The following is a 23,606-nucleotide window of genomic DNA, read 5'->3' as shown; positions in this document are numbered from 1 at the left end:
TCAGGCCGCCGGGGTGAGCATCCGGGTGACGAGCCAGCCGGCGATCGCCTCGACGGGCATCGGGCGGCCGAGGAAATAGCCCTGGGCGGCGGGGCAGCCGAGCGAACGCAGCGTCGTCGCCTCCTCGGCGGTTTCGACGCCCTCGGCGACGATATCCATCGACAGCGCCTTGCCGAGGCCGGCCATGGCGCCGACGATTTCCTGGTTCTGGAAACTCTTCTCGATGCCGGCGACGAAGCGGCGGTCGAGCTTCAGCCGGTCGACCTTGAGCGTGACGAGGTAGGCGAGCGACGAGTGACCGGCGCCGAAATCGTCGACGGCGAGCTTGTAGCCGGATCGTTCGATATGCTTGAGCTGCTCGCCGGCGATCAGCGTGTCGAGGATCGCCTCCTCGGTGATCTCGATCTCGAAGAGGCCGGGCTCGATGCCATGGGCGCGGGTGATGCGGTCGAGCGTATCGGCGACCGAATAGAGTTCGAATTCGCGTGGCGAGACGTTGACCGCAACCGTGGCGTCGGGGAGGCCGAGGGAGGGGAGCGTCGTCAGCAGGCGGCAGGCGCCGGTAGCGATGCTGGCGGTGAGCGCTTCCGACAGATTGGCCGTATGGGCGGCAGCAACGATCTCCGGTGGGGCGATCGGCCCTAGCTGCGGGTGCTGCCAGCGCACCAGTGTCTCGAAGCCGATGACGGTGTTGCCATTCAGCTCGACCTGCGGCTGGAAGACGGTGGTGACGGCGCCGGCGGCGATCGCATCGGCGAGATCCTGCTCGATCTGATGGCGGCGTTCGGCGCGGGTCCTGAGCGACGGGTCGAATTCGCGCCACAGGCCGCGGCCCTCGTCCTTGGCGCGGTAGAGCGCCATGTCGGCGGAGACGAAGAGGTCGGCGGCGCTGGCCGCATGTTCCGGCCAGATGCCGATGCCGACCGAGACGCCGGAGGTGACCGGGCGGCCGTGGATGACGAAGGGTGCGCGGCAGCGCTCGATGATCGCCGAGGCGAGCCGGCGTCCGTCGAGACCGGCGGCGGCGCCGCCGATGACGACGGCGAATTCGTCGCCGCCGAGGCGCGCGATCAGGCCGCTGTCGCCGATCGCCTCGCGCAGCCGGTGGCTTGCCTGCAGCAGCAGCTCGTCGCCGGCGGAATGGCCGAACGTGTCGTTGACGGTCTTGAAGCGGTCGAGATCGAGGATCAGCAGGGCCAGGCGTTCCTGCCTCTGGCGGGCGGCTTCTATCCCGGTCGACAGCGAGGCATTGAAGGCGGCGCGGTTGGCAAGCCCGGTGAGCGGGTCGCGATTGGCGAGCAGTTCGAGGCTCTGGTTGGCGTCGAGGATGTCGGCATTGGCCTGTTTCAGCGATTCGGCCAGCGCCGTGGCGCGCACCTGCGCCTCGATATTGCCGATGACGATCGACTGGCCCTTCATGCTGCTCTTGTAGAGGACCAGAGTGAGCGCCAGCACGTTGAGCGCCAGAAGGTGGCCGCCGGCCTCCTTGCTCATCATCAGCGTGACGACGACGGCGATATGGACGGGGAAGGCGAAAGCGAGCGCGGTGAGCGCGTGGCCGGTGCCGAGAAGCACCGCCCCGGTCGCCATGCCGCACATCAGGATGTAGATCCCGCCATCGACGCCGATCGCGTCGAAATTCGGCAGGACGAAGGGCAATGCGGCCCAGGCGACGCCGCTGACGAGTGCGCCTGTCACCATCAGGTGGAGACAGCGGACCGGGTCGCGGTCCTGTAGGCCGCTGCGCCTGATCGTGATTCCGAGGGCAAGACGGCAGATGATGGTGACGATCGTTGCGGCAAACCAGCCGATCGCAGGAGCGGTGATGCCGCGCTCGATGGCGCTCATCAGCAGCGCCGAGAAGGAGACGGCGGCATTGACGGTGAGCGTGGTCGGCAATCGCTCAAGGGTTGCCGCAGCCTGCGCGCGTTTGAGCGCAAGCGCCAGTTCGGGTGCCTTCACATCGCTTATCAAATTTTCCCGCATTCCCATGTCGCCAACTTGCCGAGTTGCTCAAGTAACATAAGGAACGACTAATAATAAAGTATTTCCGCAATGATGGCGATTGAGATTGTACGAAAAACCTACATCTGCAGCAATGGATGACCCGGCCAAGTCGATCGCGGGCGGGATTTCGTGGCGTGCTCGAACGAACGCCACGAAATGTGCGATCGACGCTCTCTGATCTCTGCGGCCTTGAGGTGGGACCGGGGGCCGCTCTCGCTGGAGAAACCCTAGCGACAGAGTGTCGTCATTCCGCCGGGACCGGGTTCGGGCGGCCGGCTTCGTCGAGCGAGACCATGATGAAGGTGGCCTCTGTGACCTTTTCCAGCGCGCGGTGGCGGGCGCGCTGTGCCCAGGCTTCTACGTTCAGCGTGATCGAGGTGGTGCCGACGCGGGTGATCTCGGTGTAGATATTGACGGTGTCGCCGATCTTGATCGGCAGCTGGAATGCCATTTCCTTCACCGCCGCGGTAACGACGCGTCCTCGCGCACGCTCGGCGGCGCGAATGCCGCTTGCAAGGTCCATTTGGGCCATGACCCAGCCGCCGAAAATGTCGCCGGCCGGATTGGTGTCGCTCGGCATAGCAAGCGTTCTGAGTGTGAGTTCGCCGGTCGGCTTGGCGGCTTCGGTCATACGGGGACTGTCCTTTGTGGTTGCTCTGTTGAAAAAAAGGAGACGTCGGCGATAGCCGGATTTCGTCACCAATCGGTGCATGCGTAGCGCTTCATAGGCCGGAACGCCATCTTCTGCCGCAACCGTGACCCGAAATGGCCCGGAAACCGCCATGACTCGTCAAGCTTTCGTTTACCTAACCTGCCTAAACTTGATGTCTGTATCATTTCGGCATCGAAAAGGCGGCCACTGGTATGGCGTATGCTTCCCTATCGACGCGGGTGATCGGCTCGCTGTTGGTCTCGACAATGCTGGTTGCCTGTTCCGCAGAGGGGCTCGTGCCGCCGGCTTCCATCGACAGCGGCACGCAGGTCGGCTCGATTTCCCGTTCGCTGCCGCCGGAACCGGTCGGCACCGTGTCGCAGCCGATGCCGGATCAATCCTATCGCACGGCATCGGCGCCCGTATCTTCCATGCAGAATGGCGGCTATCTGGTGCCGCCGGCGCCGGGCGTTGCCGATGGCAGTTATCGCGGCAGCGACGGCGGTAACTATCTGCGCACTCCGAATGGGGTGCCGGCGACGATCCCGACCGAAGGTGTCAACATGGATGGCGAGTTCGGCTTTGCGCCGGACGAGAGCGATGTCGTGGGGCTGGCCGAGGAACAGGATACCGATATTGCCGAAGGCGTCGGCGAGCAGCCGGTGGTCGACGGGATTGGGACGGACACTCCGGTTGCGCTCGGTGCGCGTCGCCAGCCGATTGCCGACGACCGCGTGATCGTGCCGCCGAAGCGGCAGGCCGCTGGAATGACGTGGAGCGATCGCTCGCCGGTTACGCCTCCCAGCCGCGCGCCGGCGGAGGTTCAGGAAGTCGCCATGCTGCGGCCGAATGATCCGACCCGTGGCCCGAGCCGTAGCGATGCGCCGATGAGCATGCCCGAGGGTGCATGGCAGCGCAGCGTCATGCCGCAATCGGAGGTCGCCTGCCGTAGCGAGTTGCGCCGTCTCGGTGTAGAGTTCAGGGATCTGCCGCGGATTTCGCAAGGCGCCAGCTGCGGTATCGACCATCCGGTCAAGCTTTCCGGCCTTTCCGGCGGCATCAACGTCAAGCCGGCAGTGACGTTGAACTGCCAGGTGACGCTGGCCTTCGCCAAATGGGTGAAGAATGAGCTGGCGATTTCCGCCCGCACCCGCTACCTCACAGGCATTCGCGAGATCCAGCCGATGGGCGGCTATTCCTGCCGCAAGATGAACAACAGCCGTCAGCGCAACAATCCCATGTCGGAACATGCACGCGGCAACGCGATCGATATTGGCGCGATCGTTCTGAAGAACGGCCACGACATCGACGTGCGCAAGAAAGGTCTGTTCTCGTTCCGCGAGGGCGGTCTTTTGAAATCGGTGCGCGGCGACAGCTGCAAGTATTTCAACACCGTTCTCGGACCCGGCAGCAATGCGGAGCACTGGAACCACTTCCACTTCGACCTGCGCTCGCGCAAAGGCGGACGGCGCTATTGCAGCTGACGGGGTGAAGGCGGGCGGGGCGTTTCGTCCGTCGCCCGATCTTCGTGGTCATCGGTCGCCGGTATGTCGTCGGCGGGCAGGGGGATCGTCAGCGCGTCGATCAGCAACGCCGCCATGTCTTCCAGCTGATCCATATCGAAATCCTCTTCCGCATCGGGTTCGGCCGATGTCTGTTCAACCTGGGTCTGCTGGATGGAACCCTGATCACCCGGTCTGGATTTCTTCGCGGCATTCGGCATGGCTGTAATCTTTCGAGTAAGGCAATCATGTAGAGGAATGCGGATTCCGGGTATCCTGACACCGCTTTTACTGCAAGTCATTGCAGGTTGCATTACGTCGAACGGCGGGGTTTGGTTCATTCCGGTGTCTGATCAGCGTTAACAGGCCGGAAACGGGGAGGCGGTTGTCGACCGAGCTTGCCGCGCCCGCATGTTGCTGCCATGCAGTTCTAACTACAACGAACACGGCTTTCCGGGTGATTCCCTTCCTCGGCTGATGCCGCACAGAGAGTGACATGCCGGGCCTGATCGATCTTATTCCCTTCATCGTGGCGCTTCTTGCTGCCGGCGTTTTGGCCGGCATTCTGGCAGGCCTTTTCGGCATCGGCGGCGGCGCCATTCTGGTGCCGATCTTCTTCCACGTATTCGGGCTGCTTGGCGTGGGCGATGCGGTGCGCATGCATCTGGCGCTCGGCACCTCGCTTGCCATCATCGTGCCGACCTCCATCCGTTCGTTCATGGCGCACAGGCAGCGCGGCGCGGTGGATGTCGCGCTGCTGAAGGGCTGGATCGTCGCCGTGCCGCTCGGCACGCTGATTGCGACGATCGTGGCCGCCTGGGCTTCCAGCACCGAGCTTCGGCTTATCTTCGCCTGTATCGCACTGGCACTGGCGCTGCGGATGATCCTTGCCAAGGACAGCTGGCGGCTGGGGACCGACTTGCCGAAGAACCCGGCGCGGTTTGCGGTGGGGACGGGGATCGGCATCCTGTCCGGATTGATGGGTATCGGCGGCGGTGTCATGAACAATACGTTCATGACGCTTTACGGGCGCACCATCCATCAGGCGGTGGCGACGTCTTCCGGCGTCGGCGTGCTGATCTCGATACCGGGCCTTGTCGGCTATGTATGGGGCGGCTGGGGTGCCGACGGCCTGCCGCCGTTTTCGACCGGCTACATCAACTGGATCGCGGTGGCGCTGCTGATCCCGGTGACGCTCTACACCGCGCCCTATGGTGCACGGCTGGCGCATGCGCTGTCGAAGAAGCATCTGGAATTCGCCTTCGCGGTGTTCCTCATCTGCGTATCGATGCAGTTCTTCGCCAGCGTGATCCTTTAGAGCCTTTCCTGGTTAGATTGAAGCGCTCCGCCAGAGGACCATCCGACTCCGTTCGAGCCAACAGAGCATTTCATTTTAACCGGGAAAGGCTTTAGGGCGGATTAGGCCGGAAATCGGAACGCAATATTCTACCATCGTGGGATAGAACGACGCGAAACCGAACCTATATTGCGCCTTCCTTGCGAAACATCTTCCAGCAGAAGTGCAGTCCACATGCCCCCGATCATTTCCGTCGAGAATTTGACCAAGACCTATGGCAACGGGTTCGAGGCCCTCAAGGGTGTCGATCTCGCCATCGAACGCGGCGAGATCCTCGCGCTGCTCGGCCCCAACGGCGCGGGCAAGACCACGCTGATCTCGATCATCTGCGGCATCGTCAACCCGACCGGCGGGCAGGTGCTAGTCGGCGGCTACAATGTGGTGAAGGATTTTCGCCAGACCCGATCGATGATCGGGCTGGTGCCGCAGGAGCTGACGACCGACCAGTTCGAGACGGTGTGGAACACGGTGAGCTTTTCGCGCGGCGTGTTCGGCAAGAAGGCCGATCCGGCGGTGATCGAGAAGATCCTGCGCGACCTGTCGCTGTGGAAGAAGAAGGACAACATGCTGCGCGAACTTTCCGGCGGCATGAAGCGGCGCGTGCTGATCGCCAAGGCGCTCAGCCACGAGCCGGACATCCTGTTTCTCGACGAGCCGACGGCGGGCGTCGACGTGAACCTCAGACGCGACATGTGGGAGGTGGTGAAAACGTTGCGGCAGCGCGGCGTGACGATCATTCTGACTACCCACTATATCGAGGAAGCCGAAGAGATCGCCGACCGCGTCGGTGTGATCAACGGCGGCAAGCTGCTGCTGCTCGAAGACAAGGCGGCGCTGATGAAAAAGCTTGGCCGCAAACAGCTGACGCTGGAGCTGTCGGAACCGCTTGGCGGCCTGCCGGAAAGCCTCAGCGCCTTCAATCTGGCGCTTTCTGACGACGGGATGCGGCTTGTGCACGATTACGGGCATGAGGAGAGCCAGGACAGCATCGCCTCGCTGCTGGCGGCGCTTTCGTCCGCCAATATCCATTTCAAGGACCTCTCGACGCGGCAAAGCTCGCTGGAGGACATTTTCGTCGCTCTGGTGGAGGAAAAGGCATGAATTTCGAAGCGATCAAATCCATCTATTTCTTCGAAATGGCGCGCATGAGGCGCACGCTGCTGCAGAGCGTCATCTCGCCTGTCATTACCACCTCGCTCTATTTAATCGTCTTCGGCACGGCGATCGGTTCGCGCATCCAGTCGGTGGAAGGCGTGCCCTATGGTTCTTTCATCACGCCGGGGCTGATCATGTTGACGCTTCTGACGCAATGCACGGCGAACGGTTCGATCGGCATCTACTTTCCGAAATTTACCGGCACGATCTACGAAATCCTTTCGGCACCGGTGGCGATGACGGAAGTCCTGATCGGCTATGTCGGCGCGGCGGCCAGCAAGGGGCTGATCATCGGCCTGATCATTTTGGCCACGGCCTCGTTCTTCGTCGATATCCGCATCGCGCATCCGTTCGTCATGGTGCTGTTTCTGGTGCTGACGGCCATCACCTTCAGCCTGTTCGGCTTCATCATCGGCGTGTGGGCGAAGAATTTCGAGCAGCTCAATGTCGTGCCGATGCTGATCGTGCCGCCCTTGACCTTCCTCGGCGGCAGTTTCTACTCGATCGACATGCTGCCGCCGTTCTGGCAGGCGGTAAGCCACCTGAACCCGGTCCTCTATCTCGTCAGCGGTTTCCGCTGGAGCTTTTACGAGATCGCCGACGTCAATCCTTTGATCAGCCTAGTGATGATCGGCGTGTTTCTCGCCGCCTGCCTGTCGGTTCTGGCGTGGATGTTCAGGACGGGGTATCGGCTGCGGAGCTGACAGTGCGACAGGCCGGTGGCCGGAGCGCCTGGTTTTTCGCGGAGATTTCCACTTATTCGCTCGGGTCTGCCTGAACCACCTTGATCATGCCACAGGTTTGCGCTTATGCCGCGCGGCCAGCGGATATGGCGCGATAGGGGCGCTGCATTCCGGCATTTCGCGAGGGCGATCTTGCTCTCGGTGTTAGAAAGTAGACCGTGTGGACACAGACAAGTCAGTCGCGCGCGTTGCAAAGCGCGTCGTCGTGCATTTTCCCGGCTTCGAGCCTCTGGATGCGGCAAGGCACCGCGAGCGCTATGCGCGCGCCATGGGCAATACGGCAAGGCTATGGGGTCTGTCGGCCGATGTCGGACCGTTGATGGACGAAGGGCGCTGTCCGCATTTCGATGTCGGTGCGGTGGCGGTAAACGACGGATGGCGGGTGTCCAGCCGGGTTTTCGTCATCGACCATGACGCGATCGTGGCGCAGCTGGCCGGCCGGCCGCTCGTCACCCGGCTTGCCCGCGGATTCAAAAGTGCTGCGGCCGTTGCTTTTGAAGGTGGGGCTCTCGGCTATTTTCGCCATGCCTGGCGGTTCGGGCTGTTCTTCGTCTTTCCCTTCCTGCTGATGATCGTCGGACTGGCGATCTTTCTGGCGCTCGCGACCTATCCATACTGGCTGGGGCTGGGCGCGTGGCAGTATCCGATCGGTATCGCGCTGGGGTTGGTCTTCTTCCTCAAGCTGCTGATCCCCTGGTCGGAGCGGTTTCACACGCTGCATCTGTTTTCCGACTGGGAGATGGCGGTCGCGGTTTCGCGGCTCGATAATGCGGCCATCAACGACTGGATCGAGACTGCCGCGGCGCAGCTGCGCGTCGCGCTTTCCCAGGAGGCCGACGAGTATCTCGTCACCTCCCACAGCATGGGCGCGAGCATGGCGGTGCAGGCGGTCGGCCTGTTTCTGGAGCGCGAGCCGGCACTGTTTGCCGGTAAGCGGATCGTTTTCATGACGCTCGGCGGGGCGATCCTGCAATGTGCGTTTCTGCGCTCGGCGAAGGTGTTGCGCGCTCGCGTCGGCGCGATCGCGAAAGCCGATGGCGTCACGTTCATCGAAGTGCAGTGCCTGACCGACATCGTCAGCTTCTACAAGACCTCGGTCACGCGGCTGACCGGTCACGGGGATGCGGCGCCGGCCGGGCTGATCTTCATGCGGATCCGCAACATGCTGGAACCGGATCGTTATCGCCGGATCAAACGGGATTTTCTGCGCGTGCACCGGCAATATGTGCTGGCTTCGGACCGCCGGACGAATTTCGATTTCGGTCTGGTGACGGCGGGGCCGCTGCCAGCTGCGACGTTCATGCGGGCGAACGTGGATTTGACCGGGGAAGATGCGCTGGAGCGGCTTCTCTGATGGTCGCGGGGCGGCTTTCGCGCCCGGATAGACAAACGCCCGCAGCGAGATTTCGCTGCGGGCGTTTTTGTTTGGAGGGTCGTTCAGCCGAGCGAAACCTGTCGGCGCTGGCCGCGGGCGGCCATGACCGAACCGCCCAGAAGTGCGGCGATGGCGAGCAGGCCGATGACGGCGACCGGTCCCTGCGTCTCGATCAGGATGCCGCCGAAGATGGCGCCGCTGGAAATGGCGATCTGGAAGGCGGGGATGACCAGTGCACCGGCGCTTTCGGCCTCATCCGGCGCGTGGGCGACGACGAAGCTCTGGATGCTGACCGGGAAGGCGCCGAAGGCGAGGCCCCAGAAGGCGATCGAGCTGGCCGCGACGACCACCGAGGAACCGCCGATCGCCAGCACCACGGCGGCAGCGGCCGTCAGCGTGGCAAACAGTGTGACGGACAGGCGTGGGCTGCGCTCCGACACCATGCCGCCGAGAATGTTGCCGAAGAAGCCGGCGACGCCATAGGCGAGCAGGATCAGCGAGATCGTTTCGACATCGAGATTGGTCACCTGTTCGAGGAACGGGCGGATATAGGTGAAGCCGGCGAAATGACCCGCGACGAAGAGGAGGATGGTGAACAGCGCGGTGCGGATCGCCGGGCGGCGCATGACGGCGATCAGGGTGCCGAGGCCTGCATGGCCGGTGGGGCGCAGGGCAGGAAGCATGGTTGCCTGTGCCACAAACGCGACGACGCCGACGGCGGCAGACAGATGGAAGGCCGCCCGCCAGCCGAGCGTTTCGCCGATCCAGGCGCCGAGCGGGGCGGCACAGACGGTGGCGAGCGAGACGCCGGCCATGATGATGGCCATGGCACGCGGCATGCGCGCCGGCGGAACGAGGCGCATGGCGAGCGCTGCCGACATGGCCCAGAAGCCGCCAAGCCCGATGCCGAGCAGAAGGCGGGCAAACAGCACCATGTATATATTGGCGGCTGTGGCGGCGATCAGGCTGGAGACGACCAGAAGTGCTGTCAGCGCCAGCACCGTGTAGCGGCGGTCGATATTGCGGGTGCCGATGACCACGCCGGGGGCGGCGATGGCGGCCATGACGGCGGTCGTGGTGATCGTCTGGCCGGCGATGCCGGTGCCGACGCCGAGATCAGCGGACATGGGCGTGAGCAGGCTGACGGGGAGGAATTCGGCGGTGACGAGACCGAAGACGCCGAGCGTCAGCGATGCCACTGCACCCCAGCGGGCCTTCTCGTGTGCGACACCATGTCCGCTACGCGTTTCGTCGTCGGATGGTAAAGGGCTGCCGTGCATGGGGACTCCTGAAATCGGTCGAAATTGACTGTTGTCAGAAATAGGCGTGACGCGCTGGCGTTTGAATGCTAAAAACGCCGTCATGCTTGATCATTCGTCCAAAACATACATCGCATCCGTCGCCGACCCCCTTTCGGAAATGCTGCGTGGCCTGCGGCTCGATGGTGTCGAATACGGGCGGTGCCGGCTGGCAGCACCGTGGGCGACGGCGTTTCCTGCCGAAGATGCGGCACGGTTTCATTTCATCTCGTCGGGATCCGCGGTGCTGAAGGCGCCGTCGGGCGAGTGGCTGACGCTCAATGCCGGCGATGCCGTGATCCTGCCGCGCGGGCATGCGCATGTGATCGCCAGCGCCGAGACCGTCGAGCCGCTGCCCTTCGGCCGCTACGGCAAGAAGGAAGTCTGCCAGGGCGTCTACGACCTGCATTGCGCCGATGCCCGCTGCGGCACGGTGGCCCTGACGGCGTCGATGCGTTTCAACGTCGACAGGCTGCATCCGCTTCTGCAGATGATGCCGGACACGATGCTGACCAGCGATCTGGCCCGCAACGAACCGGCGATCCCGCATCTTCTCGACGCAATGGCGCGCGAGGTGGACATGGACCGGGTGGGCGCCGGCGGTATTCTGGCGCGACTGGCGGATGTCTTGACGGCGACGATCATCCGCACCTGGGTGGAGCATGGCTGCGGCGATACGACGGGCTGGATCGCTGCCGTGCGCAATCCCGAGATCGGCCGGGTTCTGGCGGCCATCCATCTGGAGCCGGATCGCGACTGGACGGTGACGGAGTTGGCCAGGCTGATGGGCGCGTCCCGCTCGGGCTTTGCCGAACGATTTGCCCGTGTGGTGGGCGAGACGCCGGCGCGTTATGTGGCGCTGGTGCGCATGCACCAGGCGCGGCAATGGCTGAAGGACGGTATGCGGGTGGCGACGGTTGCTGAAAAGCTCGGCTATGACGCCGAGGCGTCGTTCAGCCGCGCCTTCAAGCGCATCATCGGCGATCCGCCGAGCTATTTTCGTGGTCGCGGTGAGGCAGGCCAATTGGCCGAGGTGGCATGATTTCCCGCATCTGCGCTCGCGGGTTCGCGGCGAACGCCGACTTCAGAGTAAGCGGCGTGCTGCCAAAGGGCACTTTAGGCCCATCGGAAACGGTCACCGTGACCGTGATGCCTGCAATTACCGAAGGGCTGATATCGGGCGATTGACGCTTTTCACGAACATCACCGCGGTTTTCCGCTGGCTGAAGCCGCCGATCTCGATCCTTTCAGATCGAGCCGCGAAAGGCATCCGCTTCACTTTGAGTAGCAAACGTGAAGGTGACCACTTCACTGTCATCATCCTGACGGATGCCGACGGCGGTAACAATCAACCGAGCGATCTCGTCCTGTGCTTCGGTTCCGGACCGAGACGATTTCACCGCCATTTCGATAGCCGGTGCGAATATTTCGCTGATCAGGCCGAGGCGCATGTTGTGCTTCATGATGATATCCCTGTCCTCGATGATCGCTGCCTGCTCAGCCTTCGGGATTTCGGCATTGTCCATCGCCGTTATCGTGGCATTGGTCGCAAGTTTGATCGGACCCTCTTCCAGCCACCGCTCAACCATCTGGTGGAACTGCCGCATACGCGCGGTGGGGATCGTCTTCTCCACGGTGATCGACATCTGCATTCCTTTTCTCAAGCGTCCACTCAAACCGCCATATGCCGCTGGGACCAAGGAGCGGCCACCGCAAGCATCGATAACGTGCGGCAGGAGGGTGTAGGGCGGGCCGCAAAAAGCTTCAATGCATTTGTGGCAAGGAAAGCAGGCTATCCACTCGTGGTGACGCGAATATGGATGTTCCGGCAAGCGAGAATGGGAACGCCGACGGCCCTGAGGGTGAAAGATGACCTTGCGCGCCGGCGGACATGACAGTCACACGTCCGGTGTCTTGTGCAACATGCGATCTCTCAATCTGCCGGGATAGGCAGGCCGGAAGTAGAGGTGGCGGCAGTTGACGCTTCGTGGATCGGAATGGGCCGCCAGCCGTCAAAGTCGCGGCGGCCTTGCGCCAATTGCGGTCATTCACATCTAATCGAGGGTTTGGCTACAAAAGCCCATGTGATAGGAGACCCTGACAGCAACAGGAAGTATCCATGGCCCGAACCCTGATTCGTCCCGGCGGCCGTAGCGAACGTATTCAGATCGCCGTGCACAAAGCCGTCAAGACACTTATGGCGGAAGAACCCGGCCGGGAATTGTCAGTCGCCATGATTGCCGTTCGCGCCGAGGTTCCACCGTCCACAATCTACCGTCGATGGGAAACCTTGCAGAAGCTGTTGGAAGACGTGGCCAGTGAACGTTTTTTGCCTGACAGCATTCCAAAAAATACGGGATCGTTCCAGGGAGATCTGGAGATCTGGCTGGAACAGTTGGTTGACGACATTTCATCCGGGCCAGGCCACACGTTGCTGCGCGAGCGCTTCACCAATGTGAGGGTCGCCCAAACGGCCGCAGGTTACACATTCCAAAACCTCGTATGTCTGTGTGACCGATGCGAGGGACGTGGTGAACCTGTACCGGACCCGGATCGTCTCATGGACATGATCTTCGCACCCATCGTCTACCGTATCTTTTTCACGGGGCAGACGATCTCGAAAGGCTATCAACTCGAACTTATCGACAACGCCCTCAGCTCGAAAGGCGTGACACTTTCGTTCAAGAACCAGCCCTCCATCCGCGATTACGTTCTCTACGAAAACGATCCTCAATAATTCATCAGCAAATGCGCATTTCCGTCTCCAAACTTGGGTTGAACGCCAAGCAGGGAGGCCGTCCTTTCTATGATCTTTTTCGCCATAGGGGCTGCCGTGAATGCAGCTGTCCGGCCTCCATTCTGTCCTGTGAGAGGCGCGTCGATAATTGTCAGCACCACATAGCGTGGTTGGTCGATCGGGAATCCCGCTAGGAATGCGTTGAAGTTCAGGTGAGCGGCGTAGCGGCCATTGATGACCTTGTCGGCTGTCCCGGTTTTGCCGCCGACATTCAAGCCCGGTACGAGTGCGTTGCGACCCGACCCTTTCACACCATTCCAGTGAAACAGATAACGCATGCTGGAACTGGTTTCGGGCTTGATGACCTGCACAGCGGCAGCGTTCGCTTCCTCAACTGTCCGCTTCAGGAACGTCGGCGATATGAGCTTCCCGCCGTTCATCAGTGCGGCTCCGGCAACTGCGGTCTGAAGCGGCGTCGTTGCAACGCCGTGCCCAAAGGAGATTGTGACCTGGTTGATCTTCCTCCAGGTTTTGGGTTGCGTCGGCGTCGCTACCTCCGGCAGTTCTGTCGACATCTTCGACAGCAATCCCAGCTTCGTCAAGAAAGCTTGATGATCCGGAATGTCCACCATGGATGCGACCGCTGCCGTGCCGATGTTCGAGGAGTATTGGAATACCTCAGGAATTGTGAGCCGACGGCCTTGAGCGTGATCATCCCGAATTGTGAAGCCGCCCATCCGTATGGGCTTGGTAGCGTCCATCACCGAGTTCAGGCTGACCTTGTTCATGTCCAGGCCCATGGCCAGCGTAAAGCTCTTGAAAGTCGATCCCATTTCGAAGGTGGCGTTGGTAATGCGATTGAACCAGCCCTTCTCATAGTCCTTGTCGATGCTCCCGTCCGGCAGCAGCCGGGTCGGCTCATTGGGGTCGTAGTCAGGCACCGACGCCATGGCGACAACCTCACCGGTATTGGCGTCGAGGATCACGGCACCCGCTGCTTCGGCCTGGTAATTCGTCATCGCATCGGCGACGATGCTGTCGACGATACTTTGTACCCGCAGATCGATAGAGAGCTGCACAGGAGTCAATGAGTCGCTACCCGTCATGCCCAAGGCGCGGAGATCGGCGACCCCCTGGCGGTCGATATATCGCTCTAGGCCTGCAAGCCCCTGGTTATCGACGTTGACATGCCCGAGGATGTGAGCCGCTGTCCGTCCTCCGGGATAGAAGCGACGTTTTTCCGGGCGAAAACCGATGCCTGGGATGCCCAGCTTCATGATGTCTGCTTGCTGTCGCGGTGTCAGTTGCCGCTTCAGCCATTGAAATGCGGTTCTCGACTTCAGTTTCCTATGAATGTCGGACCAATCGATTGCCGGCATCACAGTTGCCAGCTTTTCGACGACCTCATCGGCATCGACAATGCGTCGCGGCTCTGCATACAGGGAGACCATGTTGAGGTCCGTTGCCAATAGCTCGCCGTTGCGGTCAACGATATCGGGGCGCGACGCCGCATAGTGGTCGCTCGGACCAATCGATGCCGTTGTCAGCGGCGACACGAGACCATACTGAAACAGCCGAAGCGCGATCACCAGATAGAAGAGGGCAAACCCTCCGATGAGTATCACGAGCCTGCGCCGAGCCTGCTTCTGTCGCGAGAACGCGGTACCAAGCAGACTTCGGTTGGTAGTTTTGGCGAAGCCGATATGAGCACGGCGTTTGCGGGCGAGGATAAAGGCGATCATGCGGCTCGGGCTTCAGTGCAGCCGCGGTCACGAGCCCGACGGGGCTCGTTTACTGGCGGCTTGCGAAAACGAATCTTAATGCTCTTTTTGTGGCATTAGGGCCTAGCAAAGTGTTAACGCAACAGAAATCGCATTTGAATTCGCCGCCGCATACTCTTGGACTCGGGATGTGGTCAAGGCTTAAATCGAGAGTGTCGATTGCGCAAAAGTCCGCATCGCGCCGAGAGCGATCATCCTCACTCAAGCAGGTGTCGATTCCCAGTCCGGGGCTCTGTCGGCGGTCTTGAAGCAGACCGTTCAGGCAAGCAGCGGTTTCGGTGCCGATCGCGCCGGGATCGCCTTGGTGCTATGCCGGAGGGCAACCCTGTTCGCGCCGGTGTCCGTGAATGGCGGGTGTGTTTTTTCGTCCGGGCGCATATCAGCCCGGGACCTTCGGCGATTGCCGCCTAGGCAATCGCCGAAGCTGTCGTTAGAGGCGAGCGCCGCCGGTTGCGTCGATGCGCTGGCCGGTTGTCCATCGGGCTTCGTTCGAGGCGAGGAAGGTGACGACGTCGGCGATGTCATCCGGGTGGCCGAGGCGGCCGAAGGCGGACATCGCTTCGGCGCCGGCCCGTGCTTGAGGATCGGCCAGCCATTCGGCATTCATGTCGGTCGCCGTGACGCCGGGCAGGACGGCGTTGACGGTGATGCCGCGCGGACCGAATTCCGGGGCAAGCGCCAGCGTCAGGGTTTCGATCGCGCCCTTGGTCGACGCATAGGCCGGATGGGTGGGGGCGGCGACACGGGTGAAGCCGGTCGATATGTTGATGATGCGTCCGTCGTTGCGGATGTGATCGGCGACGGCCTGGATGAGGAAGAAGGGCGCCTTGACGTTGATCGCCATCAGGTCGTCATAGATGTCTTCCGTCGTCTGGGTGAGCGACAGGGCGTGGGCGATGCCGGCATTGTTGACGAGGATGTCGAGATTCGGTTCTCCGATGATCTTGGTCGCGGCCGTCTGGAACTGTTCCCAGATGCTGTCGGCTGCCTGCTTGCCCTGTTTGAGGTCTGCATGGATCGCGACCGCCTTTGCGCCGAGCGCCTCGATTTCGTCGATCGTGCGCTGTGCCGCTTCGGCATTGTTGCCGTAGTGAACGCCAACGAGGGCTGCGCCTTCGCGGGCGAAGGAGAGTGCGATCGCCTTGCCGATGCCGCGGGAGCCGCCCGTGATCAGGGCAGCCTTGTTCGCCAGTCTCTTGGTCATGTTTTTTACTCCGTTGCGATTTATCGTAGTGATCGATATATTAATTGCAGACGGTGTTTGTCAATATTAATGTAGGGATCGATATAAAATGTCTGAGCCAGTTCGCAAACGGGGGAGGCCGAGAGTGCTGGATCGGGAATCCGGCCTGGACATCGCAGCCCGTCTGTTTTGGGAGCGCGGCTATGAGGGAACCTCGATTTCGGACCTGACGCAGGCAATGGGGGTGACGCCGCCGTCGCTTTATGCGGCCTTCGGTTCGAAGGAGGAGCTTTACCGTCAGGCGCTCGATCGGACGATCGAACGGGAGAGCCGGCGGCGCAACGACGCGATGGGCGGCGGTATGCCGGCCTATGACGCGCTTGCCTTCTTTCTCCATGACGTCGCGGAAGGCATCTCCAATCCCGAAAACCCGCGCGGCTGCATCGTCTCGACGGCGGTGCTGCAGCATGCGGAGGAAAACGAGACTGTGGCGCAGACGACTGCTGCCCGCCGGGAGGCGTCGGTCCAGTGCCTCAAGGCGCGCTTCGACCGGGCGGCGACCGAGGGGGAGCTTCCGGAGGGCACCGATACCGACACGCTGGCGCGTTTCTATGGCGCGGTCGTGCAGGGCATGTCGGCGCAGGCCTGCGACGGCGCCTGTACCGTGAGGCTGAAGCGTCTGGTGGATGTGGCGTTGTCTGCATGGCCGGGCAAGACGAACGGCCGTCAGGGGTAGAACGCCGGCGACCGACGAGGCCTAGTCTCTGAGCCTTAGCTCGTCCGTCTGCATCTGCAGCGAACTGAGCGTCGATAGAAAACTCATGCCGAGAAGGCTTTCGCTCAGCATTCCATCCTGTGCCACCATGGCGCGGACACCGGTTCTGGTGATCGGGCCGATGGCGATCTCGTTGAGGCGGACGGGGGCGGCCATGGCGGCGCCGTTGGCGGTCATGACGCGGACGGTATAGGCAAGCGTATTCGTATCGATGCCGATGGCGGCAGCATCGTCGAAGGACAGGACGACGCTGCTGGCACCCGTATCGACCAGCATCGGTATGGTTTTGCCATCGACCAGAACATCCGCCTGGAAATGGCCGCCGAGCGACTTCTGGAGGATCACTTCCTGGCCGTCCGGCCCATTGACGACGACGGCGCGGCCGGGAACGAGGCCGGCGACCATGCGGCCGGCGAACTGGCCGGCATCGTTGCGGTAGAGATAGGCAGCGACGAGGCCCATGATGATGACGAGCCAGATCGCCAGGTTGCGCAGCACTTCGCCCATGTTTCCGCGGCGTCCGGCGAGCAGGCCGGCGGCAAGCAGGCCGGCAATCGGGATCATGTAGATCAGCTGGCCGAAATCGTCGTTGGCGATGCCGAATGTCTGACCGCTCTCGTGGTTGAAGACGAGCAGCGCCAGGCCTGCGCCGAGCACGAGGAGGATCACGTTCAGGGCGTTCATGGGTCCTGTCTTCCTTCACTGTCCTGAACGGCGGCCAGCCGGCGCCGGCGCGTTTCGCGGCGGGGTTTTCTCTCGACCGTTTCGAGCCGGGCGGGCAGGGCGGCCATGATCGTTTGGCGCTCCGTGTCGGAATAGGAGATCCAGCCGCCGATCTCGTCGCGCGTGCGGCCGCAGCCGAAGCAGTAGCCGGTCCTGGCGTCGATCGAACAGACGAGAGTGCAGGGCGAGATCATGGACAATTATATCGGCGGTTCAGGCGATGATCGCAAGGGCGGCGAGAAGCGCGATCTCGCAGATTTGTTGGGTGGCGCCGATCGTATCGCCGGTATGGCCGCCGAGTTTGCCGCGAACGAAGCGGGTGAAGCCGAAGGCGGCACAGGACGCGATGGCGATGGCGACGAGGCCGGTCGCGATGCCGAGATGCGAGCCGATGAAGACGAGGCCTATCAGACCGCCGGTGGCGAGCGCGACGGTGCGGGCGGCAGGCTCGGGGGTGCCGACGGAGGCCGCGACACCGGTTTCGCGGGCCGACGGTAGGGCGCTCCAGTGCCAGATCATCGCGGCGCGGCTCACGGCGGCGGCTGCGAGGAAGGCGACGGCGGCGAGGCTCGCGTCGACGCGGGCGAGTGCCGAAAGGGCCGCGGCGCGCAGCGCAAACGAGAGGATGAGCGCGACGACCCCGTAGGCGCCGATGCGGCTATCCTTCATGATGATCAGAGCGTGTTCCCTGTCGCGGCCGCCGCCGAGGCCATCGGCGGCATCGGCCAGCCCGTCTTCGTGCAGTGCGCCGGTCAGGAGCGTCATGACGGTCAGCGCGATCAACACTGCCACGAGCGTGTCACCGACCGGCGATAGAACGTAGAGAACCAGCGCGGGGGCGACCGCGATCAACATTCCGGCGAGCGGAAAGGCGCGCACGGTGCGGGAGAACGAGCCGGTTTGGCCAAGGAAAAACCGGTCCGGCACGGGGATGCGGCTCAGGAATGCGACCGAGCGGGCGAGGTCGGCAATGAAATCCGTCGCGTTTGGCAGTTGTCGCTCCACGGCTAGGCGATTAAGAAGTGCGCAAACAAGCGTGATTTGCCGGCAAACACAAGTGGGCCGGTCAGAAGCAGAGAGACTATCCATGAGTTTGAGCGGCCTGCCTTTCGACGATTTCCGCAACCTCATCGCCAACCTGCCGGGGCCGGACCCGCGGGCGCTGGTGGATGCGCGCGAGCGCGACGCGCAGCTGACCAAGCCCCCCGGTTCGCTCGGACGGCTGGAGGAAATCGCCTACTGGCTGGCCGCATGGACGGGCAGGGCGCCGGCGGTCAATCGCCCGCTCGTGGCGATCTTTGCCGGAAACCATGGCGTGACGAAGCACGGCATCACGCCCTATCCCTCCTCGGTGACCCAGCAGATGGTGGAGAATTTCGCCGCAGGTGGCGCGGCGATCAACCAGATCTGCGTGACCCACGACCTGGGGTTGAAGATCTTCGATCTGGCGCTCGATTACCCGACCGGTGACATCGCCACCGAAGCGGCGCTTTCCGAGCGCGACTGCGCCGCCACCATGGCTTTCGGCATGGAGGCGATTGCCGGCGGCACCGATCTTCTGTGCCTCGGCGAAATGGGCATCGGCAACACGACGATCGCGGCGGCGATCAACCTGGCGCTCTATGGCGGCGAGGCAGAAGACTGGGTCGGGCCGGGTACCGGCTCGCATGGCGAGCTGATGGCCCGCAAGATCGCCATCGTCAAACAGGCGGTGGAGCTGCACAAGGACCACCTCAACGATCCGCTGGAAATCCTGCGCCGCCTCGGCGGCCGCGAGATCGCAGCGATCGCCGGTGCCATCCTTGCCGCACGTATGGAGAAGATCCCGGTTCTGCTCGACGGCTATGTGGTGACGGCGGCGGCGGCGATCCTCAAGGCGATCAATCCTTCGGCTATCGACCATTGCCTGATCGGCCATGTCTCCGGCGAGCCGGGGCATTTGTTGTCGATCGAAAAGCTCGGCAAGACGCCGCTTCTGGCGCTCGGCATGCGGCTTGGCGAAGGTACGGGGGCCGCACTTGCGGCCGGTATCGTCAAGTCTGCAGCCGCCTGCCATTCAGGCATGGCGACCTTCGCCCAGGCGGGCGTCACCAACAAGGAGGCCTGAGGGCTTTGACGGAAAAGACGCCGCTCGACAGCAATATCGAGAGAGCGAGCGGCGTCCGGCGCATCATCGCGGCGACACGATATTCCATGCAAGGGCTGCAGAGGCTGTGGCGGGAGGAGGCGTTTCGCCACGAGGCGATCGCGTTTGCCCTCGGTGTCGTGCTGTTTGCGGCGGTCGGGGCCGCCGCTATCGACTATCTGATCTTCGTCATCCTGATGCTGAGCCTGTTTGCCGTCGAGGCGCTGAATACGGCGATTGAGGAACTGGTCGACCGGATCTCGCCGGAGATCTCCACCGTCGGGCGCCATGCGAAGGACCTCGGCTCCTTCGCCGTCTTCTGCCTTCTCTTCGTCAACGGGCTGTTCGTCCTCTTCGTGCTTTTCCGGACACTTGTCGTGGCGGACGTTGTCTGATCCACGCGCAGCACACATTCACGCCCGTGTGAAGCTAGGGCGTAAGTTTTGGGGTGGACGCCCAATATCTCGAAAATTAGCATTTGTCATGTTTTCAACGGGGCGGAATCGATCAGGTTGTCTGAGAACAAGGTCGAAGTTTTCGAGCGTGACAGTTGTTGGGTCGTCCGGATTGTCGAGGACGGAGCGGTAAACGAGCGCGTCTTTCACATGGCCGACCATGCCAACTCATGGGCGGCCGGGCAGAGGATCAGGATCGGGTGCGCTGAGCAGGAGAGGCGGTGCCATGGCCTCAGGGATCGATGATGGGAACAGGCGCGATGCCGCAAACGATTGATTGTGGCTTTCTATTGCCGCTATTCCGGCTGGCGCGCGGCATGTCCGAATTGTAGAACCGTAACATCGCCATTTCGTAATACACGATAGAGAAGTATATATGGAAATGGATGCAGCCCAAGGCGACGGACCTGCGACTTCGATGTCTGTTGCCCAGCTCTCGGCTGCTCGGTCAACAGGTCGATCGCTTCGGTAATCGTCGAGACACATTGTCTGCGCGCTTTGGGGAGTGCTGGCGGATATACGTCATTGCCTCCTCGATCTGACGCGACGAGCGTGCGGCAAATCGAACGGTCACTGCTGGAACTTCAACAAGCATGGCGTGTACGTCTTCCTCCTCCACGACTTCGCCGCGCTCGGCCTCTCGCAACGCCTCGTCGAGGTCTGCCTCCTCCTCAGGCGTCAGCTGATACACCTCCTGTCCGTCATTGACGAAGGTCAGCATGATGCGAGCGAGTTCGTCCTGCAGTTCGCGCGAGGCATCTATGGCCATGTCGAGAAGTGTGGTCATTTCGCAATTATGCCCGCGAATGCAGGCTTTCGGAAGCGAACTTTGAGGCGTGTCAGGCGAAGCTTCGGCGGCGTTTTTCGATGGCGGTGGTGTCGGCCACGGCAGGCAGGCTCTGCATCACGCGGGTGGCCGGCAGGATGGCGATCGCTTCTGTGCCTTCGCGCAGCTTGGAGCGCAGCACGAACTGGCCGTCATGCTTGGCAAGGATCGCCTGGACGATCGGCAGGCCGAGGCCGGTGCCCTGTTCGGCGCTCTTGATCGCGATCGAACCCTGGCCGAAGGCGGAAAGCACGATCGGGATCTCCTCTTCGGGGATGCCGGGGCCATTGTCCTTTATGGCCACATACTGGCCGCCGCCGGCCGTCCACCCGACCTTGACGGTGACGTCGCCGCCCTGGTTGGTGAATTTGACGGCGTTGGACAGAAGGTTGAGCATGACCTGGCGTATAGATTTCTCGTCGGCCCAGACATGCGGCATGTCTGGCTCGAACTGTGGCCGGATGGTGATGTTCTTGGCGCGGGCGCGCAGCTGCACCATGCCGATGCAATCCTCGGCGACTTCCAGAAGCGACAGCGAATCCTCGCTCAGGTCATAACGGCCCGCCTCGATACGGGAGAGGTCGAGGATCTCGTTGATCAGGTTGAGGAGGTGCTCGCCCGAATGATGGATGTCGCCGGCATATTCCTTGTAGGTCGGGTTCGGCAGGGGGCCGAGCACTTCCGAACTCATCACCTCGGAAAAGCCGAGAATGGCGTTGAGCGGCGTGCGCAACTCGTGCGACATCGAGGCGAGGAAGCGGGATTTTGCGAGGTTGGCTTCCTCGGCACGGCGCCGCGCCTCGTCCGACATCGATTTCGCCACTTCAAGCTCGGCGATCAGGTCGTCCTTTTCCGACTGGTAGGCTATCAGGGTCAGGTTGGAACGGTAGAGGCGATCGCCGATATAGTGGAAGAAGACGACGGCGGTGGCGCAGATCGCGGTCATGCCGATTTCAAGCGGATGGCGCGACAGAGCGGCGTTGACGAGCAGCGCTGCCACCATCGGCACAAAGCCGATCAGAATGCTCTGGCGCAGCATGAAGGAACTCATCGCCGTGATGGAGATGGCGAAGAGAAGCACGGCGCCCTTGTAGAAATAGAAACCGTCGCCGCCGCAGGCGTCGCAGGATTGCAGTGCGAATGCCGCCCAGCCGACGCAGACGAGAACCTGCGACAGAAGAAGGCGGCGGCGCCATTTTTCCGTTTCCGCCGCGGTGATCTCCTTGCGGGAGAAACGGCGGGAGAGGAGCAGGTTGATCGCATGCAGCGACAGCATGAGCAGCGCCCAGCCGATGAGATCGGCGCTCGGCGACATATACATGCCGATGGCGGTGACGAGCGCGACGAAGAAGGGCGTGATCGACGCGGATTGGAGGACGGCGGTCACATGCAGCGACAGCATTTCGCGGTCGAAGGCCTGATTGCCGCTGTTGCTGAGCTGGAGACGTTCGCGTGTCGCGCGGATGGTCTTCGACACCGCCTTGTTGCGGTTGCCGCGGGATCGATCAACGATGTTCTTGTCGGTCGAGGTGCTGACGCCGCTACGCATTGATTGTGAACTACTGTCTCCGATGATTGAGAGCTTATGTTCCAAACCTTAAGAAGATACTGCCGGGAAAGGTTTTGTTTGCCATTTCCCTGAAGCTTCCGTTGTTGATTAAGGCCGCATTGTGACCCGACTGACCAAGATCCTGAAGGACGGCCTGTTCTTCGGTGCCTTCCTGATCCTTGCCTCCATGATCATCGCAAAGATCGATCTAGACGATGACGCGCGCATTGTCGGCCCATTCTTCGCCATCGATGGCGACACGCTTGCGGCCGGCGCGGAACGACTGCGTCTGATCGGTATCGATGCGCCGGAAGCGGAGCAGCGCTGCGGCGCGGGCGATGCTGTCTGGGCCTGCGGCGACGCCGCTCGCGAGGCGCTGGCCGCCATGGCGAATTCGGCGCAGGCTGAATGCGCCGGCAGTTCCAGGGATCGCTATGGCCGGATGCTGGTGCGCTGCCAGTCCGGTGCGGTCGATATCAACGCCACCATGGTTCGCAAGGGCATGGCGGTTGCGGCGGGCGAACATGTCGGCGAGGAGGCCGCGGCACAGGCGGAGCGGGCGGGTGTCTGGGCTGGAGAATTTGAGAGCCCGCGCGCCTTTCGTGCGTCAAAGGGGCTTGAAGCTGAGCGGGATGACGGCGAGGGTGGCTCGTTGCTCGACTGGCTGAAAGGTCTGTTCTCTTGACCGAATATCGCGGCATCGATGTCGGTTCATTGAGTGCTGCGATCGGCCGCTGTCGTATCTGTCGCGATCATCCGACACAGGCAAGGCCACTGCCGCATGAGCCGAGGCCGGTGGCGGTCCTGTCTTCCACCGCGCGGCTGCTTCTGGCGGGGCAGGCCCCGGGATTGAAGGTGCATGAAAGCGGACTTCCTTTCAACGACGCATCCGGCAACCGCCTGCGCGACTGGATGGGCGCGACACGCGAGGAATTCTATGATCCCGGCCGTCTGGCGATCGTGCCGATGGGCTTTTGTTTTCCCGGTTATGACGCGAAGGGAAACGATCTGCCGCCGCGGCGCGAATGTGCGCCGGCGTGGCGGAATGAGGTGATGGCGGCGATGCCGCAGATCGATACGATCATCGTCATCGGCCAGTATGCGGCGGCGTGGCATCTGGGGGCGCGCCGAAAAAAGAGCATGACGGAAACGGTGAGGAGCTGGCGGGAGTATTTTCTCGTCAACGATGGGCCGCGCATCCTGCCGCTACCGCATCCGAGTTGGCGCAATACGGCGTGGCTGAAAAACAACCCTTGGTTCGGCGAGGATGTGCTACCTGTCCTGAGGCGGGTTGTGGATAGCTTGATGCGCGGAAAGAATTTCGGTTAACTGCGCCAAAAGAGCGCTATAAGTGGAAAATCAT

25 protein-coding genes are annotated in these 23,606 nt (G+C 62.2%); 12 read left to right on the top strand and 13 right to left on the bottom strand.

Features of this window, described 5'->3' with window-relative positions; translation table 11 throughout:
- Both AC0JZ4_RS15310 and AC0JZ4_RS15305 read right to left on the bottom strand, forming a co-directional pair.
- Positions 1–1,986: a putative bifunctional diguanylate cyclase/phosphodiesterase gene (locus tag AC0JZ4_RS15310; RefSeq protein WP_471887213.1), complete on the bottom strand. Its 1,986-nt coding sequence runs from the start codon at positions 1,984–1,986 to the stop codon at positions 1–3.
- A 265-nt stretch (positions 1,987–2,251) separates the two neighbouring features.
- A complete protein-coding gene (locus tag AC0JZ4_RS15305) occupies positions 2,252–2,638 on the bottom strand; it encodes an acyl-CoA thioesterase (RefSeq protein ID WP_471887212.1) in 387 nt (128 codons plus the stop codon).
- 233 nt (positions 2,639–2,871) lie between these two features.
- Between AC0JZ4_RS15305 and AC0JZ4_RS15300 the strand changes: the two genes are divergently transcribed.
- On the top strand, positions 2,872–4,143 hold the full coding sequence (locus AC0JZ4_RS15300) for an extensin-like domain-containing protein (RefSeq protein WP_471887211.1): 1,272 nt from the start codon (positions 2,872–2,874) through the stop codon (positions 4,141–4,143).
- On the opposite strand, the gene AC0JZ4_RS15295 is transcribed toward AC0JZ4_RS15300, so the two are convergent.
- Positions 4,131–4,382: a hypothetical protein gene (locus AC0JZ4_RS15295; protein WP_471887210.1), complete on the bottom strand. Its 252-nt coding sequence runs from the start codon at positions 4,380–4,382 to the stop codon at positions 4,131–4,133. The two genes, AC0JZ4_RS15300 and AC0JZ4_RS15295, sit on opposite strands and share 13 nt — an antisense overlap.
- A 275-nt stretch (positions 4,383–4,657) precedes the next feature.
- On the opposite strand from AC0JZ4_RS15295, the gene AC0JZ4_RS15290 reads away from it, so the two are divergent.
- The 4 genes from AC0JZ4_RS15290 (at position 4,658) to AC0JZ4_RS15275 (ending at position 8,770) form a co-directional block, all read left to right on the top strand.
- Positions 4,658–5,479 carry a sulfite exporter TauE/SafE family protein gene (locus tag AC0JZ4_RS15290; protein ID WP_471887209.1) on the top strand — a complete coding sequence of 274 codons (822 nt, stop codon included), beginning with the start codon at positions 4,658–4,660 and terminating at the stop codon, positions 5,477–5,479.
- Positions 5,480–5,692: 213 nt separating this feature from the next.
- Positions 5,693–6,619, top strand: coding sequence for an ABC transporter ATP-binding protein (locus tag AC0JZ4_RS15285; protein ID WP_471887208.1), 927 nt, complete (start codon positions 5,693–5,695; stop codon positions 6,617–6,619).
- Complete coding sequence (locus AC0JZ4_RS15280) at positions 6,616–7,377, top strand: ABC transporter permease (RefSeq protein ID WP_471887207.1); 762 nt, start codon at positions 6,616–6,618, stop codon at positions 7,375–7,377. Before AC0JZ4_RS15285 ends, AC0JZ4_RS15280 begins: the two co-directional genes overlap by 4 nt.
- Positions 7,378–7,576: 199 nt before the next feature.
- Positions 7,577–8,770, top strand: coding sequence for a hypothetical protein (locus AC0JZ4_RS15275; protein WP_471887206.1), 1,194 nt, complete (start codon positions 7,577–7,579; stop codon positions 8,768–8,770).
- An 83-nt stretch (positions 8,771–8,853) separates the two neighbouring features.
- Here the strand turns inward: AC0JZ4_RS15275 and AC0JZ4_RS15270 are convergent, their stop codons facing one another.
- Positions 8,854–10,071, bottom strand: a complete 1,218-nt coding sequence (locus AC0JZ4_RS15270; protein WP_471887205.1) for an MFS transporter — start codon at positions 10,069–10,071, stop codon at positions 8,854–8,856.
- 82 nt (positions 10,072–10,153) lie between these two features.
- Between AC0JZ4_RS15270 and AC0JZ4_RS15265 the strand changes: the two genes are divergently transcribed.
- Positions 10,154–11,131 (top strand): AraC family transcriptional regulator, encoded by a 978-nt coding sequence (locus AC0JZ4_RS15265; protein ID WP_471887204.1) that lies wholly within the window; start codon positions 10,154–10,156, stop codon positions 11,129–11,131.
- A gap of 205 nt (positions 11,132–11,336) precedes the next feature.
- Here the strand turns inward: AC0JZ4_RS15265 and AC0JZ4_RS15260 are convergent, their stop codons facing one another.
- A complete protein-coding gene (locus AC0JZ4_RS15260) occupies positions 11,337–11,741 on the bottom strand; it encodes a hypothetical protein (protein WP_471887203.1) in 405 nt (134 codons plus the stop codon).
- 467 nt (positions 11,742–12,208) lie between these two features.
- Between AC0JZ4_RS15260 and AC0JZ4_RS15255 the strand changes: the two genes are divergently transcribed.
- Positions 12,209–12,826, top strand: coding sequence for a TetR-like C-terminal domain-containing protein (locus AC0JZ4_RS15255; RefSeq protein WP_471887202.1), 618 nt, complete (start codon positions 12,209–12,211; stop codon positions 12,824–12,826).
- Here the strand turns inward: AC0JZ4_RS15255 and AC0JZ4_RS15250 are convergent.
- Together AC0JZ4_RS15250 and AC0JZ4_RS15245 are read right to left on the bottom strand one after the other, a co-directional pair.
- Complete coding sequence (locus AC0JZ4_RS15250; protein WP_471887201.1) at positions 12,820–14,568, bottom strand: peptidoglycan D,D-transpeptidase FtsI family protein; 1,749 nt, start codon at positions 14,566–14,568, stop codon at positions 12,820–12,822. The genes AC0JZ4_RS15255 and AC0JZ4_RS15250 overlap by 7 nt on opposite strands.
- A gap of 469 nt (positions 14,569–15,037) precedes the next feature.
- Positions 15,038–15,811 (bottom strand): SDR family oxidoreductase, encoded by a 774-nt coding sequence (locus AC0JZ4_RS15245; protein ID WP_471887200.1) that lies wholly within the window; start codon positions 15,809–15,811, stop codon positions 15,038–15,040.
- Positions 15,812–15,899: 88 nt separating this feature from the next.
- Here AC0JZ4_RS15245 and AC0JZ4_RS15240 point away from each other — a divergent pair, with 88 nt between their 5' ends.
- A complete protein-coding gene (locus tag AC0JZ4_RS15240) occupies positions 15,900–16,526 on the top strand; it encodes a TetR/AcrR family transcriptional regulator (protein WP_471887199.1) in 627 nt (208 codons plus the stop codon).
- A gap of 21 nt (positions 16,527–16,547) precedes the next feature.
- Here AC0JZ4_RS15240 and AC0JZ4_RS15235 read toward each other — a convergent pair whose 3' ends face one another.
- From AC0JZ4_RS15235 to cobS, 3 genes are read right to left on the bottom strand one after another with little or no spacing between them, the layout of a single operon-like run.
- A complete protein-coding gene (locus AC0JZ4_RS15235) occupies positions 16,548–17,249 on the bottom strand; it encodes a TIGR02281 family clan AA aspartic protease (RefSeq protein ID WP_471887198.1) in 702 nt (233 codons plus the stop codon).
- Complete coding sequence (locus AC0JZ4_RS15230; RefSeq protein ID WP_471887197.1) at positions 17,246–17,482, bottom strand: DUF1289 domain-containing protein; 237 nt, start codon at positions 17,480–17,482, stop codon at positions 17,246–17,248. Before AC0JZ4_RS15230 ends, AC0JZ4_RS15235 begins: the two co-directional genes overlap by 4 nt.
- Before the next feature lie 19 nt (positions 17,483–17,501).
- The gene (cobS, locus tag AC0JZ4_RS15225) at positions 17,502–18,293 is read right to left on the bottom strand and encodes an adenosylcobinamide-GDP ribazoletransferase (protein WP_471887196.1); all 792 of its coding nucleotides are present in this window, start codon (positions 18,291–18,293) and stop codon (positions 17,502–17,504) included.
- 82 nt (positions 18,294–18,375) lie between these two features.
- Between cobS and cobT the strand changes: the two genes are divergently transcribed.
- Positions 18,376–19,395, top strand: a complete 1,020-nt coding sequence (gene cobT, locus AC0JZ4_RS15220) for a nicotinate-nucleotide--dimethylbenzimidazole phosphoribosyltransferase (protein WP_471887195.1) — start codon at positions 18,376–18,378, stop codon at positions 19,393–19,395.
- Positions 19,392–19,808, top strand: a complete 417-nt coding sequence (locus tag AC0JZ4_RS15215) for a diacylglycerol kinase (protein ID WP_471887902.1) — start codon at positions 19,392–19,394, stop codon at positions 19,806–19,808. Before cobT ends, AC0JZ4_RS15215 begins: the two co-directional genes overlap by 4 nt.
- 356 nt (positions 19,809–20,164) lie before the next feature.
- On the opposite strand, the gene AC0JZ4_RS15210 is transcribed toward AC0JZ4_RS15215, so the two are convergent.
- Genes AC0JZ4_RS15210 through AC0JZ4_RS15200 form a run of 3 tightly spaced genes read right to left on the bottom strand, consistent with a single transcriptional unit; the run spans position 20,165 to position 22,243 of the window.
- Complete coding sequence (locus tag AC0JZ4_RS15210; protein WP_471887194.1) at positions 20,165–20,320, bottom strand: type II toxin-antitoxin system RelE/ParE family toxin; 156 nt, start codon at positions 20,318–20,320, stop codon at positions 20,165–20,167.
- Positions 20,317–20,655, bottom strand: a complete 339-nt coding sequence (locus tag AC0JZ4_RS15205) for a hypothetical protein (RefSeq protein WP_471887193.1) — start codon at positions 20,653–20,655, stop codon at positions 20,317–20,319. Before AC0JZ4_RS15205 ends, AC0JZ4_RS15210 begins: the two co-directional genes overlap by 4 nt.
- A gap of 52 nt (positions 20,656–20,707) precedes the next feature.
- Entirely contained in the window at positions 20,708–22,243 is a 1,536-nt protein-coding gene (locus tag AC0JZ4_RS15200; protein ID WP_471887192.1) for a sensor histidine kinase, read from the bottom strand.
- Between the two features lie 121 nt (positions 22,244–22,364).
- Between AC0JZ4_RS15200 and AC0JZ4_RS15195 the strand changes: the two genes are divergently transcribed.
- Positions 22,365–22,928 (top strand): thermonuclease family protein, encoded by a 564-nt coding sequence (locus AC0JZ4_RS15195; protein ID WP_471887191.1) that lies wholly within the window; start codon positions 22,365–22,367, stop codon positions 22,926–22,928.
- On the top strand, positions 22,925–23,572 hold the full coding sequence (locus AC0JZ4_RS15190; protein WP_471887190.1) for a uracil-DNA glycosylase family protein: 648 nt from the start codon (positions 22,925–22,927) through the stop codon (positions 23,570–23,572). Before AC0JZ4_RS15195 ends, AC0JZ4_RS15190 begins: the two co-directional genes overlap by 4 nt.
- Positions 23,573–23,606: the final 34 nt, after the last annotated feature.

It is taken from the genome of [Rhizobium] kunmingense, assembly GCF_977018605.1.
This window is presented reverse-complemented; position numbering and strand designations above follow the sequence as displayed.

What these genes read in the sequence shown, in the direction of transcription:
- AC0JZ4_RS15230 (WP_471887197.1), bottom strand. Translation starts at nt 17,482, where the DNA reads ATGATCTCGCCCTGCACTCTCGTCTGTTCGATCGACGCCAGGACCGGC.
- AC0JZ4_RS15260 (WP_471887203.1), bottom strand. Translation starts at nt 11,741, where the DNA reads ATGCAGATGTCGATCACCGTGGAGAAGACGATCCCCACCGCGCGTATG.
- AC0JZ4_RS15305 (WP_471887212.1), bottom strand. Translation starts at nt 2,638, where the DNA reads ATGACCGAAGCCGCCAAGCCGACCGGCGAACTCACACTCAGAACGCTT.
- AC0JZ4_RS15265 (WP_471887204.1), top strand. Translation starts at nt 10,154, where the DNA reads ATGCTTGATCATTCGTCCAAAACATACATCGCATCCGTCGCCGACCCC.
- AC0JZ4_RS15295 (WP_471887210.1), bottom strand. Translation starts at nt 4,382, where the DNA reads ATGCCGAATGCCGCGAAGAAATCCAGACCGGGTGATCAGGGTTCCATC.
- AC0JZ4_RS15290 (WP_471887209.1), top strand. Translation starts at nt 4,658, where the DNA reads ATGCCGGGCCTGATCGATCTTATTCCCTTCATCGTGGCGCTTCTTGCT.
- AC0JZ4_RS15205 (WP_471887193.1), bottom strand. Translation starts at nt 20,655, where the DNA reads ATGACCACACTTCTCGACATGGCCATAGATGCCTCGCGCGAACTGCAG.
- AC0JZ4_RS15300 (WP_471887211.1), top strand. Translation starts at nt 2,872, where the DNA reads ATGGCGTATGCTTCCCTATCGACGCGGGTGATCGGCTCGCTGTTGGTC.
- AC0JZ4_RS15255 (WP_471887202.1), top strand. Translation starts at nt 12,209, where the DNA reads ATGGCCCGAACCCTGATTCGTCCCGGCGGCCGTAGCGAACGTATTCAG.
- AC0JZ4_RS15240 (WP_471887199.1), top strand. Translation starts at nt 15,900, where the DNA reads ATGTCTGAGCCAGTTCGCAAACGGGGGAGGCCGAGAGTGCTGGATCGG.
- AC0JZ4_RS15250 (WP_471887201.1), bottom strand. Translation starts at nt 14,568, where the DNA reads ATGATCGCCTTTATCCTCGCCCGCAAACGCCGTGCTCATATCGGCTTC.
- cobT (WP_471887195.1), top strand. Translation starts at nt 18,376, where the DNA reads ATGAGTTTGAGCGGCCTGCCTTTCGACGATTTCCGCAACCTCATCGCC.
- AC0JZ4_RS15285 (WP_471887208.1), top strand. Translation starts at nt 5,693, where the DNA reads ATGCCCCCGATCATTTCCGTCGAGAATTTGACCAAGACCTATGGCAAC.
- AC0JZ4_RS15235 (WP_471887198.1), bottom strand. Translation starts at nt 17,249, where the DNA reads ATGAACGCCCTGAACGTGATCCTCCTCGTGCTCGGCGCAGGCCTGGCG.
- AC0JZ4_RS15280 (WP_471887207.1), top strand. Translation starts at nt 6,616, where the DNA reads ATGAATTTCGAAGCGATCAAATCCATCTATTTCTTCGAAATGGCGCGC.
- AC0JZ4_RS15200 (WP_471887192.1), bottom strand. Translation starts at nt 22,243, where the DNA reads ATGCGTAGCGGCGTCAGCACCTCGACCGACAAGAACATCGTTGATCGA.
- AC0JZ4_RS15245 (WP_471887200.1), bottom strand. Translation starts at nt 15,811, where the DNA reads ATGACCAAGAGACTGGCGAACAAGGCTGCCCTGATCACGGGCGGCTCC.
- AC0JZ4_RS15310 (WP_471887213.1), bottom strand. Translation starts at nt 1,986, where the DNA reads ATGCGGGAAAATTTGATAAGCGATGTGAAGGCACCCGAACTGGCGCTT.
- AC0JZ4_RS15270 (WP_471887205.1), bottom strand. Translation starts at nt 10,071, where the DNA reads ATGCACGGCAGCCCTTTACCATCCGACGACGAAACGCGTAGCGGACAT.